The sequence below is a fragment of the Vibrio sp. S/42/10 genome, assembly GCF_029890535.1.
In the GTDB taxonomy this organism is placed as follows: Bacteria; Pseudomonadota; Gammaproteobacteria; order Enterobacterales; family Vibrionaceae; genus Vibrio; species Vibrio cyclitrophicus.
Genome location: NZ_JAKMZC010000020.1, coordinates 36,885 through 51,245 on the forward strand (window position 1 = coordinate 36,885; position 14,361 = coordinate 51,245).

The window sequence follows — 14,361 nt, forward strand, 5'->3', positions numbered from 1 at the left end:
AGGAACGAATACATGGTAGCGGCGTTAGCAAGACCAGGACGAGTGCTTGCAAAGCAAATGTTATTGATCGAGCTTAGCGCGGTTATATTAGTGGCGATAGGGTTAGGTTTAGCTGTTAATCCTGATTGGGGTTTTGCTGCATTGGTTGGTGGCGGTATTTTTGTCATCGCGAATGTGGTTTTTTGTGTGTGTGCTTTCCTATTTTGTGGAGCTCGCGCAACTAAGTTAGTTGCGGCGTCGTTTTACGCAGGCGAAGCACTAAAGATCCTTATCACAGTTCTACTATTCTCTATTGTCTACATGTATATGCAGGTGGAATTAATTCCCCTCAAACTGACCTATTTACTGGTTCTAGGTATTAATATCTTTGCGCCAGTGCTTTTCATTAACAATAAAAAATAGGATGAGTTATGGCTGCGCCAACAGCATCCGGATACATTGAACACCATTTACAAAACCTTTCTTTAGCTAAGTTTGGTCTTGTAGAGGAGACAAGTTTCTGGAACGTACATATAGACAGTCTGTTTTTTTCGGTGTTGACAGGGATGTTATTCCTTTGGGTTTTTCGCTCAGTCGCTAAGAAAGCAACAGTAGGTGTACCTGGTAAGCTTCAGTGTTTTGTTGAAATGGTAGTGGAATTCGTTGGCGACAACGTTAAAGAAACTTTCCATGGTCGCAACCCTCTGATTGCCCCACTAGCACTGACTATATTCTGCTGGATTATCATTATGAACTTGATGGACTTAGTGCCTATCGATTTCTTACCATATCCTGCAGAGCATTGGCTAGGTATCCCTTACTTGAAAGTGGTTCCTACAGCTGATGTAAATATAACCATGGCAATGGCTTTGGGTGTTTTTGCTCTGATGATCTACTACAGCATCAAAGTGAAAGGCCTAGGCGGATTTGCTAAAGAATTGGCACTGCATCCATTTAATCACCCAATCATGATCCCATTTAACTTGGTACTTGAGGTAATTTCGTTATTAGCGAAGCCACTATCTCTAGGTATGCGTTTATTTGGTAATATGTTTGCGGGTGAGGTGGTGTTTATTCTTATCGCGGCAATGCTACCGTGGTACTTACAATGGGTAGGTGCACTACCTTGGGCTATCTTCCATATCTTAGTTATATTGATTCAAGCGTTTGTTTTCATGATGTTGACAATCGTTTACTTATCAATGGCTCATGAAGATAGTGATCACTAAAAAATTTTTAAGCTTTATTCTAACTATTAATGTTAATCGGAGAACGTAAATGGAAACTGTACTAAGTTTTTCAGCAATCGCTGTTGCTATTATTGTTGGTCTTTGTGCCGTAGGTACTGCAATTGGTTTTGCTATTCTTGGTGGTAAATTCCTAGAAGGCGCTGCGCGTCAACCTGAAATGGCTCCAATGCTACAAGTTAAGATGTTCATCATCGCTGGTCTACTGGATGCTGTTCCAATGATCGGTATCGTAATCGCACTACTATTCACGTTTGCTAACCCATTTGTTGGTCAACTAGCAGGCTAATTAACTCTTTAATAGTTAATTAAATTTTTGTAGTTGATTCTTAACGAGGGGTAGCTGTTGTGAATATGAACGCAACTCTGCTAGGTCAAGCAATTGCTTTTTCACTGTTTGTTTGGTTCTGCATGAAATATGTATGGCCACCAATCATGCAAGCAATTGAAGAACGTCAGAAAAAAATTGCTGACGGTCTTGTAGCCGCTGAACGCGCTGCTAAAGACTTGAACCTGGCACAAGCCAACGCTTCTGAGCAAATGAAAGAAGCAAAGCGCACTGCAACTGAGGTTATTGATCAGGCAAACAAACGTAAAGCTCAAATTATTGATGAAGCACGCGAAGAAGCTCAGGCAGAACGCCAGAAAATCTTAGCGCAAGCTGAAGCAGAAATTGAAGCAGAGCGTACACGTGCCCGTGATGACCTGCGCAAACAAGTCGCAACTCTGGCTATAGCTGGTGCTGAGAAAATCCTTGAGCGTACAATCGATAAAGATGTACACGATGATCTTCTTAACAACATTACTGCAAAACTTTAAAGCAAGGGGCTGTATATGTCTGATTTGACTACAATCGCACGCCCCTATGCTAAAGCAGCGTTTGACTTTGCGGTAGATAAAGGTGAGCTAGACCAATGGGGTCAAATGCTTACTTTTGCTGCCGAAGTGGCACAAAATGATGATGTTCACAATTTATTAAGCGGTTCTATGACTGCTGAAAAATTAGCTGAAGTATTCATTGTAATTTGTGGCGAACAATTTGATGAATTCGGCCAGAACTTAATTAAAGTGATGGCAGAGAATGGCCGCTTAATGGCTTTTCCTGATGTTTGTAAAGAGTTCTTTATACTCAAAAAAGAGTATGAGAAAGAGATCGACGTTGAAGTTACTTCAGCTGTTGAACTTTCTGAAGAACAACGCACAAGCATTATCAGCAAATTGGAACTGCGCCTTGCGCGCAAAGTTCAGCTGAATTGCAGTATAGATGAGACTCTACTTAGTGGAGTTATTATTCGAGCCGGAGACCTAGTCATCGATAACTCAGCGCGCAGTCGTTTAGACCGCCTGAGCGATGCATTGCAGTCTTAATGGGGATTGGAGCATGCAACTTAATTCCACTGAAATTAGCGATCTAATTAAACAACGTATTGAATCTTTCGACGTTGTTAGTGAAGCTCGCAATGAAGGTACTATCGTTTCTGTAAGCGATGGCATCCTTAGCATCCACGGCCTAGCGGACGTGATGCAAGGTGAAATGATCGAACTACCGGGTGGCCGTTACGCTCTAGCACTGAACTTGAACCGTGATTCGGTTGGTGCTGTTGTAATGGGCCCGTATGCTGACCTACAGGAAGGCATGAAAGTTACAGGTACTGGTCGTATTCTAGAAGTACCAGTAGGTCCTGAAATGCTTGGTCGTGTTGTAAACACGCTAGGTGAGCCAATTGATGGTAAAGGTCCAATCGAAGCTAAATTGACTTCGCCTGTAGAAATTATCGCACCAGGTGTAATCGACCGTAAATCGGTAGATCAACCTGTTCAAACTGGTTACAAGTCTGTTGACTCAATGATCCCTATCGGTCGTGGTCAACGTGAACTAGTAATCGGTGACCGTCAGACTGGTAAAACAGCAATGGCGATCGATGCGATTATTAACCAAAAAGATTCTGGTATTTTCTCTATCTACGTAGCTATCGGCCAAAAAGCGTCGACTATTGCTAACGTAGTTCGCAAACTAGAAGAGCACGGCGCACTAGCAAACACTGTTGTTGTTGTTGCATCGGCTTCTGAATCTGCAGCGCTGCAATACCTTGCACCGTATGCTGGTTGTGCGATGGGCGAATACTTCCGTGATCGCGGTGAAGATGCACTGATTGTTTATGATGACCTATCTAAGCAAGCTGTAGCTTACCGTCAAATCTCGCTACTACTTAAGCGTCCACCAGGTCGTGAAGCGTTCCCAGGTGATGTTTTCTACCTTCACTCTCGTCTACTAGAGCGTGCTGCTCGTGTAAGCGAAGCATACGTAGAAAAATTCACTAACGGTGAAGTGACAGGCAAGACTGGTTCTTTAACTGCTCTTCCTATCATCGAAACGCAAGCTGGTGACGTATCTGCATTCGTACCAACGAACGTAATCTCGATTACTGATGGTCAGATCTTCCTACAAACTGAGCTATTCAACGCCGGCGTACGTCCAGCTGTTGACCCAGGTATCTCAGTTTCTCGTGTAGGTGGTTCGGCGCAGACTAAAATCATCAAGAAGCTATCTGGCGGTATCCGTACTGCTCTAGCTCAATACCGTGAACTTGCTGCATTTGCACAATTCTCATCGGATCTTGATGAAGCGACTAAGAAGCAACTAGACCACGGTCAAAAAGTTACAGAACTGATGAAGCAGAAGCAATACGCTCCTATGTCTGTATTTGACCAAGCTCTAGTAATCTTCGCTGCAGAGCGTGGATACCTTCAAGATGTTGAACTGTCAAAAGTTCTAGATTTTGAAGCTGCTTTACTGTCGTTTGCTCGTGGTCAATATGCCGATCTAGCAACACAGATCGACACAACGGGTGCTTTCAATAAAGAAATCGAAGCTGAGCTGAAGAAGCTTGTTGACGATTTCAAGGCAACCCAGACCTGGTAATTGGTAGGTGGTCTTAGGGCCACCTCATACCATTAACGGAGAGTAACGATGGCCGGCGCAAAAGAGATACGTAATAAAATCGGTAGTGTTAAAAGCACACAGAAGATTACGAAAGCAATGGAAATGGTAGCAGCTTCAAAAATGCGTCGTTCTCAAGACGCAATGGAAGCTACTCGTCCATATGCAGAAACAATGCGTAAAGTGATCGGTCATTTGGCTAATGGTAGCCTCGAGTATAAGCATCCTTATCTTGAGGAACGTGAAGCCAAACGTGTTGGTTACATCATCGTTTCTACAGACCGTGGTCTTTGTGGTGGTTTGAACATTAACTTGTTCAAGAAAGCCATGAACGACATGAAAGATTGGTCTGAGAAAGGTGCTGATGTAGAGCTTGCAATTGTAGGTTCTAAAGCAACAGCATTTTTCAACAACAGCGGCGCGAAAGTAGCAGCTCAAGTTTCAGGTCTGGGCGATCGTCCAAGCCTTGAAGACTTGATTGGCTCTGTAAGCGTTATGCTGAAGAAATATGATGAAGGCGAATTAGATCGCCTGTTCGTAGTGTTCAACAAGTTTGAAAACACTATGGTTCAAGAACCAACGATCGATCAATTACTTCCTTTGCCTAAATCAGATAGCGAAGAAATGAAACGCAGTCATTCTTGGGACTACATTTATGAGCCCGAGCCAAAACCACTACTAGATGCACTATTGGTTCGTTATGTCGAATCTCAAGTGTACCAAGGTGTGGTCGAGAATCTTGCTTGTGAGCAAGCAGCTCGAATGATTGCTATGAAATCAGCAACAGATAACGCTGGTGACATTATTGATGACTTAGAACTTGTGTATAACAAAGCCCGTCAATCGGCGATTACACAAGAACTTTCTGAGATCGTTTCAGGCGCAGCTGCGGTTTAAGCTTAGGTAAAACTAAATAGTTAGAGGATTAACGATGGCTACAGGTAAGATCGTACAGATCATCGGTGCGGTAGTCGACGTAGAGTTCCCACAGGGCGAAGTACCTCGTGTATACGATGCTCTGAATGTTAATGAAGTGAAAGAGCGTCTAGTTCTTGAAGTTCAGCAACAACTTGGCGGTGGCGTAGTTCGCGCAATCGTAATGGGTAGCTCTGATGGTTTACGTCGTGGTTTGACAGTTGAAAATACTGGCGCTCCAATCTCAGTACCAGTAGGTACTAAGACATTGGGTCGTATCATGAATGTCCTAGGTGACGCGATTGATGAGTGTGGCGAGATTGGTGCTGAAGAGCATTACGCCATTCACCGTGAAGCTCCAAGCTACGAAGAGCAGTCTAACGAGACAGCTCTTCTAGAAACTGGTGTTAAAGTAATCGACTTGATTTGTCCATTCGCTAAGGGTGGTAAAATCGGTCTATTCGGTGGTGCTGGTGTAGGTAAGACCGTTAACATGATGGAACTTATCAACAACATCGCACTTCAACACTCAGGCCTATCTGTATTTGCAGGTGTAGGTGAGCGTACTCGTGAAGGTAACGATTTCTACTTTGAAATGCAGGAAGCAGGTGTTGTAAACATCGAAAAACCTGAAGAATCAAAAGTAGCGATGGTTTACGGTCAGATGAACGAGCCACCAGGTAACCGTCTACGTGTTGCACTGACTGGTCTAACAATGGCAGAGCGCTTCCGTGACGAAGGTCGTGACGTTCTACTGTTCGTTGATAACATCTACCGTTACACACTAGCAGGTACTGAAGTATCAGCACTTCTAGGTCGTATGCCTTCTGCGGTAGGTTACCAACCTACACTAGCTGAAGAAATGGGTGTTCTGCAAGAGCGTATCACGTCAACTAAAGCTGGTTCTATCACGTCTGTACAGGCGGTATATGTACCTGCGGATGACTTGACTGACCCGTCTCCAGCAACAACGTTCGCTCACTTGGATGCAACGGTAGTACTTAACCGTAATATCGCATCTATGGGTCTATACCCAGCGATCGACCCGCTAGATTCTACTTCACGTCAACTGGATCCATTGGTAGTTGGACAAGAGCACTACGACATCGCTCGTGGCGTTCAGTCTACACTTCAGCGCTATAAAGAGCTGAAAGATATCATTGCTATCCTAGGTATGGACGAGCTATCTGAAGAAGATAAGCAAGTTGTATCTCGTGCTCGTAAGATTGAGAAGTTCCTAACTCAGCCTTACCACGTAGCGGAAGTATTTACAGGTGACCCAGGCGTTTACGTACCTCTTAAAGAGACTCTACGTGGCTTCCAAGGTCTTCTATCTGGTGAATACGATGACATTCCAGAGCAAGCGTTCATGTACTGTGGTGCAATTGACGAAGCTATCGAGAATGCTAAGAAGCTATAAGGCTAACTAGGAGGCGATATGGCAGCAATAACCTTTCATCTAGACGTTGTAAGTGCAGAGAAACAACTTTTCTCTGGTCTTGTTGAAACGTTTCAGGTGACCGGTAGTGAAGGTGAACTTGGTATTTTCCATGGTCACACTCCACTGCTGACCGCTATCAAGCCTGGTATGGTGCGTATTGTTAAGCAGCACGGCCACGAAGAAATCATTTATGTTTCTGGTGGTATGGTAGAAGTTCAACCTGGTACAGCGACTGTACTGGCTGATACTGCTATCCGTGGTGAAGAACTAGACGCAGCAAAGGCGGAAGAAGCTAAGCGCAAGGCTGTGGAGAATATCCAAAATCAGCATGGCGACATGGACTTCGCACAAGCGGCCGGTGAACTGGCTAAAGCCATTGCTCAGTTACGAGTTATCGAACTGACGAAGCAGCGCCGTTAATCTTTTATAAGATTATTGGCTCTGAGATAAAGGCGACCTACGGGTCGCCTTTTTGCATTTTTGATACATCGAAATTGTTCAGTTTTACGTATTAATAATGGTTTAGTGTGATTGAGATTTAATTTATAGACCCAAAACGGTTACAATATCGGCTTAATAAAAATAATGTTGGATAGGTTTACAATGAAGTTTAGCGCAGTGATTCTCGCAGCGGGCAAAGGCACTCGCATGTATTCAAACACACCAAAGGTTCTGCATACGCTTGCGGGCAAGCCAATGGTGAAACATGTGATCGACACTTGTAATGGGCTAGGCGCTCAAAACATCAACTTGGTTTACGGCCACGGTGGTGATCAGATGAAAGCTGTTTTAGCTGAAGAGTCTGTTAACTGGGCACTACAAGCTGAGCAGTTGGGTACTGGTCATGCGGTTGATCAAGCATCTGCGCACTTCGCGGATGATGAAAAAGTACTTGTGCTATACGGCGACGTGCCTCTCATCTCTCCAGAAACCATTGAAAATCTATTAGACGCTCAACCCAACGGTGGTATTGCATTGTTAACGGTCGTGTTGGACAACCCAATGGGCTACGGTCGTATTATTCGTCGTAACGGTCCTGTTGTCGCTATCGTTGAGCAAAAAGACGCTACGGATGAGCAGAAGCTTATCAAAGAGATCAATACTGGCGTTATGGTTGCTACTGGTGGCGATCTGAAACGTTGGTTGTCAGGCCTAAGCAACGATAACGCACAAGGTGAATACTACCTGACTGACGTTATTGCTGCAGCTCACGATGAAGGTCGTGCCGTTGAAGCAGTACACCCGGTAAGCCCTATTGAAGTGGAAGGCGTGAACGACCGCTCTCAACTGGCTCGTTTAGAGCGCGCTTACCAAGCTGAGCAGGCTGATAAGCTATTGAAGCAAGGCGTAATGTTACGCGACCCAAGCCGTTTCGATTTGCGTGGTGAATTGCAGTGCGGTATGGATGTTGAGATTGATACTAACGTTATCATCGAAGGCAGCGTAAGCATCGGCGACAACGTGGTTATCGGTACGGGTTGTGTATTGAAAGACTGTGAGATTGATGACAACACCATCGTTCGTCCATACAGCGTAATTGAAGGTGCAACGGTCGGTGAAGACTGTACGGTTGGTCCTTTCACTCGTCTACGCCCTGGTGCTGACATGCGTAATAACTCGCACGTTGGTAACTTTGTAGAAGTGAAGAACACTCGCCTTGGTGAAGGTTCTAAAGCGAACCACTTAACGTATCTAGGCGATGCTGAAATTGGTCAGCGTGTAAACGTAGGTGCGGGTGCAATTACTTGTAACTACGATGGTGCTAATAAGTTTAAGACTATCATCGGCAACGACGTATTTGTTGGCTCAGACAGCCAATTAATCGCACCAGTTACTATTGGCAACGGCGCTACCGTTGGTGCTGGCTCTACAGTAACTCGTGATGTTGCTGAAAATGAATTAGTTATCAGCCGAGCTAAAGAGCGCAAGATCGCGAACTGGCAACGTCCGGTTAAGAAAAAATAGTCTCGTAATAAACATGATTATCTAGATATGAAAAAGAGCGAATAATATCGCTCTTTTTTTTGGGGATTGGATTAGAAACTAGTCTTGTTTCTCATCTGTCACCACTCGAGAGTTATCCGGTGTAGCGAAATGTTCAGATAGCTCTTTGTTTGAAATGATGTAGCCAACCCACAATGCACCTAAACAAATTACCACTGCGATACCTGTTGCGCTCAATGCTTGGCTAGCCATTGCTGCCACCAAGGCACTTGATAGGCCACTGATACTGATTTGCAGGCTGTTCTGTAAACCAGCCGCCGTTGCTGGGCTTTGCTTGGCACTTGATAGAGCACGGTTTACCACGATTGGGTAAAGTGCGCCATTTGCTACAGCAATCAAACAGAAAGGTGCTAGTAGAGGCCAGATTGATGTCAGTTCCCACTGTGATGCGATAAAGATAAGCATCGCCGCTACGCTGAACAAGCCGATAAGGTTTCTTAGTACCACACCATCACCGTACTTCTTCACTGCTTGCTTACCGAAATAACCACCAGCCATGAATGCAATTGTCTGTGGAATGAAGCTAAGGCCTATATCTTTTGCTTCATAACCCAGTTGAGCCATGATCTCTGGCATACCCGTTAGATAAGCGAAGAACGCAGCTGACGCCGATGCAAACATCAATACGTTGCCCATGTATGGCTTTGAATGAAGCAGTGCTTTGATGTCGGTTTTGATCGATGTTTGTTTTACTTCTGGCGCTTCTTTTGGTTGAGCCATGGTCGTTGCGATCAACAATGCGCCCATTAGCGTCAATGTGATAAAGATACTGTGCCAACCAAAACTGTCTGCTAGCAACACACCTAACTGAGGTGCTAGTGCAGGAGATAGCGCTACCAAAGGCATGATAGTCGCAAAAATTTGCTGGCTACTGCTTTGCGAGTAGCGCTTGATAACCATTGCTTGCCAGATTACCGCTGGGGCACATACACCGATTGCTTGAATGAATCGTAGTGTCAGTAGGTGCCATACCTCGGTGCTGAATGCTAAGCCGAATGACGCTGCAGTAAAGATAACAAGACCAACCGCCAGTGTATTTCGGTGGCCATACTTGTCACTCGCTAGACCCCAAAGAAGTTGACCCATTGCCATACCGCCAAGGAATACGGTTAGAGACAGTGCGATTTGTTCTGGACCAGTTGCGAAATCAATCTCCATTGCCTTAAATGCAGGGAGGTACATATCAGTCGCGATAAAACCAAGCATTGAGAGAACTGCAAGATAGACCAATTGAAATTTAGAAATATTCATAAGATGCCATTAAACTAAAGGTAGTGATGTTTTTATCATCAAAAAAATTGTTTGATATACAGAGGTTAAAGTCCCTGTTTGTTTATGCTGACATTCTATTTTTCAGAACTGATAAAATAAAACGCTAAAATATATGGTTATCAATCAAAAATTTTGAAGGCTTATGTTCTCTAAATCCTCTTTAGAAATGCTCGATACGGTTGCTCGCTTAGGCAGTTTTACTGCGGCTGCAGAGCAATTACACAAAGTACCCTCAGCGATCAGCTATGGTGTTCGGCAAGTCGAGCAAGAACTGGATGTTCTACTTTTCAGACGTTTACCGAGAAAGGTAGAGCTGACACCAGCAGGTGAGTTGTTCATTGAAGAGGCACGTGCGTTACTGAGACAGATGGAGGAGGTCAGTGCCCAGACTCGCCGAGCGGCACGTGGTTGGAAGAAAACCTTGCGCCTAACGCTCGATAACGTGGTTAAGCTCGATAAGATGAAGCCGATGATTGAAGAGTTTTATCAAACCTTTGAGTTCGCTGAGCTGCAGATCAACATGGAAGTGTTTAATGGTTCTTGGGAAGCCATTGCACAGGGCAGGGCGGATGTCGTCATTGGAGCCACTTCGGCGATTCCGGTCGGTGGCGACTTCGAAGTAAAGGATATGGGGCGTTTAGATTGGGCATTTGTGATGTCGCCAAGTCACCCATGCGTCCGTGAGCAAAACCTTAATGAAGCGTTTGTTAGCCAATACCCAGCAATATGTTTGGATGATACTTCTAGTGTACTGCCTAAGCGACACACAGGACACTTTTCGAATCAAAGGCGACTGTTGTTACCTAACTGGTATAGTGCGATTGAATGTCTAAAAAATGGCGTTGGTGTAGGTTACATGCCAAGGCACATTGCCGCGCCTATTATCGAGCAAGGCTTGCTGGTGGAGAAAATACTGCCAGAACCAAGCCCGCAGAGTCATTGCTGTTTGGTGTGGCGAAAAGACGATAACCATAAATTGATCGAATGGATGGTGAAGTACTTAGGATCGAGTGAGCAACTTCATCAAGATTGGTTGGATCATCGAAAGGCGATCTAATAACTCTTTATAAGATGATCTTTTTCAAGCTTGAGCTGAATATTCACCAATAAAAAGAGCGAGTAAAAACTCGCTCTTTTTGGTTCGATAGCTTAATTCTTAAGACAAGAAGAACTTGTAAGAAGGGTTATCGGTTTCATCTTTACACTGATAACCAAGCTCTCGTAAATGTGTTGAGAACTGAGCTAAATCATCATCGCCAAGTTCGAAGCCACACAATACGCGACCATAATCGGCACCGTGGTTACGATAGTTGAACAGGCTGATGTTCCAATGGGTACCTAAGGTATCAAGGAACTTAATCAAGGCACCTGGGTATTCCGGAAACTCAAAGCTGTATAGGCGTTCTTTCAATGGCTTCGATGGTTTGCCGCCAATCATGTAGCGAATGTGCAGTTTTGCCATCTCATCATCAGAAAGGTCGACGACTGGATAGCCGCCCTCACGTAGGTCATTGATGATGTGCTCGAGCTCTTCTTGACCACCTTGCAGTCGTACACCAACGAAGATATTCGCTAGGCTTTCGTCGTTGTGGCGGTAGTTAAACTCCGTCACCGCTCGGCCGCCAATAATATTGCAGAACTCTAGGAATGCCCCTTGTCGCTCAGGGATAGTCACCGCAAGCAAACCTTCGCGCTTCTCACCTAACTCACAACGTTCAGACACATAGCGCAGACCGTGGAAGTTGGTGTTAGCACCAGACAGTACCGTCGCCAGTTGCTTGCCTTGCAGTTGGTTCTGCTCAGCAAACTTTTTCAAGCCAGCCAGAGCAAGTGCTCCCGAAGGTTCGGCAATCGCACGGGTGTCTTCAAAGATGTCTTTAACCGCAGAACAGATCTCATCACTAGAAACCGCAACATGGCCATCGATGTACTGCTGGCAAAGCCGGAAGGTTTCTTCGCCAATACGTTTAACCGCAACGCCATCTGCAAACATGCTGACTTGATCCAGGACCACAGGCTCGCCTGCATCCAGCGCTGCCTTCAAGCAAGACGAGTCTTCCGGTTCAACCGCAATGACTTTAATCTCTGGCATCAGCTGCTTGATTAACACAGCAACACCAGCCGCTAAGCCACCGCCACCAACAGGCACAAAGATATAATCCATGTGGCCGTTTTGCTGCAGCATCTCCATACCCATCGTACCTTGCCCAGCAATCACCAATGGGTGATCGAAAGGAGGAACAAAAGTGTAGCCATGTTTAGCCGAAAGGCGTTCCGCTTCCGCTTTCGCTTCATCAAAGTTACTGCCGTGCAGAACAACATTACCGCCAAATCCACGTACCGCATCAACCTTGATGTCTGGTGTGGTTTTTGGCATCACAATCGTGGTCTGAATACCCAATTTAGAACCCGACAGTGCCATGCCTTGAGCGTGGTTACCAGCCGATGCCGCAATCACACCAGCGGCTTTCTGTTGCTCATTGAGGCTTGATACCATGTTGTAGGCACCACGCAACTTGAACGAGTGCACAGGTTGGCGATCTTCGCGTTTTAGCTGAACCAGGTTACCAATTCGAGCACTTAAACGTGGCATATCCTGTAGAGGTGTCACAATCGCCGCTTCGTAAACTGGCGCTCTCAGGATCTGACGCAGATAATCTGCGCCAGTTTGTTTCTGGGGACTGGAGGCGTCATCACTCATAGTTAGCCCTCTAACTTAGACTTATCACGTACAGCGCCTTTGTCAGCACTGGTTGCCATGCTTGCGTAAGCTTTCAATGCGAAAGACACTTCACGTTGACGGTTTTCTGGTTTCCAGCCTAGTGCATCTTGCTTAACACGACGTTCTTCTAGTTCTTCTTCAGGAACATCAAGCGTGATTGAGCGGCTAGGGATATCGATAGTGATAATATCGCCTGTGTTCACTAGACCAATTACACCACCGCTTGCTGCTTCTGGAGAGGCGTGACCGATAGACAGACCTGATGTACCACCAGAGAAACGTCCGTCAGTTAATAGTGCACAAGACTTACCTAGACCCATAGATTTTAGGTAAGTGGTAGGGTAGAGCATCTCTTGCATGCCCGGACCACCTTTAGGACCTTCGTAGCGAATAACAACCACTTCGCCTGCTTTTACTTTACCCGCTAAGATACCGTCTACTGCCGTATCTTGGCTTTCGAATACGATTGCAGGGCCTTGGAATTTAAGGTTTTCTTCATCAACACCCGCGGTTTTAACGATACAACCATCAACGGCGATATTACCCGAAAGTACCGCTAGGCCACCTTCTTGGCTGAATGCGTTCTCTTTGGTACGAATACAACCTTCTTTGCGGTCGTCATCAAGACGATCCCAACGACAATCTTGTGAGAAAGCTTTGGTGGTACGGATGCCCGCAGGGCCAGCGCGGAAGAATTTAAGTACGGCTTCGTCTTCTGTCTGCATGATGTCGTATTGAGCAAGTTGCTCTTGCATGCTTAGACCAAGAACGGTGCGAGTTTGGTTGTTCAATAGACCTGCACGATCAAGCTCACCTAGGATAGCCATTACGCCACCAGCACGGTGCACGTCTTCCATGTGGTATTTAGGTGTTGAAGGAGCAACCTTACATAGGTGTGGAACGCGGCGAGACATCTCGTCGATATCACCCATATCAAAATCAATCTCACCTTCTTGAGCTGCCGCTAAAAGGTGAAGTACTGTGTTACTTGAACCACCCATCGCGATATCTAGCGCCATTGCATTATCAAAGGCTGCGCGGTTAGCAATGTTGCGTGGCAGTGCTGATTCGTCATCTTGCTCGTAGTAACGCTTAGTTAGGTCAACGATGCGTTTACCAGCATTGATGAATAGCTCTTCACGGTCAGCGTGCGTTGCTAGCATAGAACCGTTACCTGGCTGAGAGAGGCCAAGCGCTTCTGTCAGACAGTTCATTGAGTTAGCCGTGAACATGCCTGAACATGAGCCACATGTTGGACATGCAGAACGTTCTACTTGCTCACTTTGCGCATCAGAAATGGTTGGATCGGCACCCTGAATCATCGCATCAACAAGGTCTAGCTTGATTATTTGATCTGAAAGCTTGGTTTTACCGGCTTCCATTGGGCCGCCAGAAACAAAGATTACAGGGATGTTGAGGCGCATTGCAGCCATCATCATTCCCGGAGTGATTTTGTCACAGTTAGAGATACACACCATCGCATCTGCACAGTGCGCATTCACCATGTACTCTACTGAGTCTGCGATAAGCTCACGTGATGGCAGTGAGTACAGCATGCCGCCGTGACCCATTGCGATACCATCATCCACAGCGATGGTGTTGAATTCTTTAGCGATACCGCCCGCTTTCTCGATTTCACCCGCAACCAGTTGACCCATATCTTTAAGGTGAACGTGGCCTGGTACGAATTGAGTGAACGAGTTTACAACCGCGATGATTGGCTTACCGAAGTCATCATCTTTAACGCCAGTTGCACGCCATAAAGCGCGCGCACCAGCCATGTTGCGTCCGTGGGTAGTCGTTGCTGAACGATAGATTGGCATTGCTTAAATCCTTATAA

General features: G+C 45.6%; 14 protein-coding genes. 11 read left to right on the forward strand and 3 right to left on the reverse strand.

Annotated features, from left to right (window positions below):
• Positions 1-12: 12 nt before the first annotated feature.
• From L8S15_RS18645 to glmU, 10 genes are all read left to right on the forward strand, one after another.
• Entirely contained in the window at positions 13-402 is a 390-nt protein-coding gene (locus L8S15_RS18645) for a F0F1 ATP synthase subunit I (RefSeq protein WP_010433210.1), read from the forward strand.
• Positions 403-410: 8 nt separating this feature from the next.
• Positions 411-1,208: a F0F1 ATP synthase subunit A gene (gene atpB / locus L8S15_RS18650; RefSeq protein ID WP_009848124.1), complete on the forward strand. Its 798-nt coding sequence runs from the start codon at positions 411-413 to the stop codon at positions 1,206-1,208.
• A gap of 49 nt (positions 1,209-1,257) precedes the next feature.
• Positions 1,258-1,515 carry a F0F1 ATP synthase subunit C gene (gene atpE, locus L8S15_RS18655; protein WP_004411110.1) on the forward strand — a complete coding sequence of 86 codons (258 nt, stop codon included), beginning with the start codon at positions 1,258-1,260 and terminating at the stop codon, positions 1,513-1,515.
• Positions 1,516-1,574: 59 nt separating this feature from the next.
• Complete coding sequence (gene atpF, locus L8S15_RS18660; protein ID WP_010433231.1) at positions 1,575-2,045, forward strand: F0F1 ATP synthase subunit B; 471 nt, start codon at positions 1,575-1,577, stop codon at positions 2,043-2,045.
• A gap of 15 nt (positions 2,046-2,060) precedes the next feature.
• A complete protein-coding gene (gene atpH / locus L8S15_RS18665) occupies positions 2,061-2,594 on the forward strand; it encodes a F0F1 ATP synthase subunit delta (protein ID WP_010433233.1) in 534 nt (177 codons plus the stop codon).
• 13 nt (positions 2,595-2,607) lie between these two features.
• A complete protein-coding gene (atpA, locus tag L8S15_RS18670; protein WP_010433235.1) occupies positions 2,608-4,149 on the forward strand; it encodes a F0F1 ATP synthase subunit alpha in 1,542 nt (513 codons plus the stop codon).
• A gap of 48 nt (positions 4,150-4,197) precedes the next feature.
• Positions 4,198-5,064 (forward strand): F0F1 ATP synthase subunit gamma, encoded by an 867-nt coding sequence (gene atpG / locus L8S15_RS18675; RefSeq protein ID WP_009848120.1) that lies wholly within the window; start codon positions 4,198-4,200, stop codon positions 5,062-5,064.
• Between the two features lie 34 nt (positions 5,065-5,098).
• A complete protein-coding gene (gene atpD, locus L8S15_RS18680) occupies positions 5,099-6,502 on the forward strand; it encodes a F0F1 ATP synthase subunit beta (protein WP_009848119.1) in 1,404 nt (467 codons plus the stop codon).
• 18 nt (positions 6,503-6,520) lie between these two features.
• Positions 6,521-6,943: a F0F1 ATP synthase subunit epsilon gene (locus L8S15_RS18685; RefSeq protein ID WP_010433239.1), complete on the forward strand. Its 423-nt coding sequence runs from the start codon at positions 6,521-6,523 to the stop codon at positions 6,941-6,943.
• Positions 6,944-7,126: 183 nt separating this feature from the next.
• On the forward strand, positions 7,127-8,488 hold the full coding sequence (glmU, locus tag L8S15_RS18690; RefSeq protein ID WP_010433241.1) for a bifunctional UDP-N-acetylglucosamine diphosphorylase/glucosamine-1-phosphate N-acetyltransferase GlmU: 1,362 nt from the start codon (positions 7,127-7,129) through the stop codon (positions 8,486-8,488).
• A 78-nt stretch (positions 8,489-8,566) separates the two neighbouring features.
• On the opposite strand, the gene punC is transcribed toward glmU, so the two are convergent.
• On the reverse strand, positions 8,567-9,778 hold the full coding sequence (punC, locus tag L8S15_RS18695; protein ID WP_010433243.1) for a purine nucleoside transporter PunC: 1,212 nt from the start codon (positions 9,776-9,778) through the stop codon (positions 8,567-8,569).
• Positions 9,779-9,941: 163 nt separating this feature from the next.
• On the opposite strand from punC, the gene punR reads away from it, so the two are divergent.
• Positions 9,942-10,856, forward strand: coding sequence for a DNA-binding transcriptional activator PunR (punR, locus tag L8S15_RS18700; protein WP_010433246.1), 915 nt, complete (start codon positions 9,942-9,944; stop codon positions 10,854-10,856).
• A 99-nt stretch (positions 10,857-10,955) separates the two neighbouring features.
• Here the strand turns inward: punR and ilvA are convergent, their stop codons facing one another.
• Together ilvA and ilvD are read right to left on the reverse strand one after the other, a co-directional pair.
• Entirely contained in the window at positions 10,956-12,500 is a 1,545-nt protein-coding gene (gene ilvA, locus L8S15_RS18705; protein WP_016767538.1) for a threonine ammonia-lyase, biosynthetic, read from the reverse strand.
• Positions 12,501-12,502: 2 nt separating this feature from the next.
• On the reverse strand, positions 12,503-14,344 hold the full coding sequence (gene ilvD / locus L8S15_RS18710; protein ID WP_280574632.1) for a dihydroxy-acid dehydratase: 1,842 nt from the start codon (positions 14,342-14,344) through the stop codon (positions 12,503-12,505).
• Positions 14,345-14,361 lie beyond the last annotated feature (17 nt).

What these genes read in the sequence shown, in the direction of transcription:
- L8S15_RS18685 (WP_010433239.1), top strand. Translation starts at nt 6,521, where the DNA reads ATGGCAGCAATAACCTTTCATCTAGACGTTGTAAGTGCAGAGAAACAA.
- atpG (WP_009848120.1), top strand. Translation starts at nt 4,198, where the DNA reads ATGGCCGGCGCAAAAGAGATACGTAATAAAATCGGTAGTGTTAAAAGC.
- atpE (WP_004411110.1), top strand. Translation starts at nt 1,258, where the DNA reads ATGGAAACTGTACTAAGTTTTTCAGCAATCGCTGTTGCTATTATTGTT.
- atpA (WP_010433235.1), top strand. Translation starts at nt 2,608, where the DNA reads ATGCAACTTAATTCCACTGAAATTAGCGATCTAATTAAACAACGTATT.
- punC (WP_010433243.1), bottom strand. Translation starts at nt 9,778, where the DNA reads ATGAATATTTCTAAATTTCAATTGGTCTATCTTGCAGTTCTCTCAATG.
- ilvD (WP_280574632.1), bottom strand. Translation starts at nt 14,344, where the DNA reads ATGCCAATCTATCGTTCAGCAACGACTACCCACGGACGCAACATGGCT.
- glmU (WP_010433241.1), top strand. Translation starts at nt 7,127, where the DNA reads ATGAAGTTTAGCGCAGTGATTCTCGCAGCGGGCAAAGGCACTCGCATG.
- ilvA (WP_016767538.1), bottom strand. Translation starts at nt 12,500, where the DNA reads ATGAGTGATGACGCCTCCAGTCCCCAGAAACAAACTGGCGCAGATTAT.
- atpB (WP_009848124.1), top strand. Translation starts at nt 411, where the DNA reads ATGGCTGCGCCAACAGCATCCGGATACATTGAACACCATTTACAAAAC.
- L8S15_RS18645 (WP_010433210.1), top strand. Translation starts at nt 13, where the DNA reads ATGGTAGCGGCGTTAGCAAGACCAGGACGAGTGCTTGCAAAGCAAATG.
- atpH (WP_010433233.1), top strand. Translation starts at nt 2,061, where the DNA reads ATGTCTGATTTGACTACAATCGCACGCCCCTATGCTAAAGCAGCGTTT.
- atpD (WP_009848119.1), top strand. Translation starts at nt 5,099, where the DNA reads ATGGCTACAGGTAAGATCGTACAGATCATCGGTGCGGTAGTCGACGTA.
- punR (WP_010433246.1), top strand. Translation starts at nt 9,942, where the DNA reads ATGTTCTCTAAATCCTCTTTAGAAATGCTCGATACGGTTGCTCGCTTA.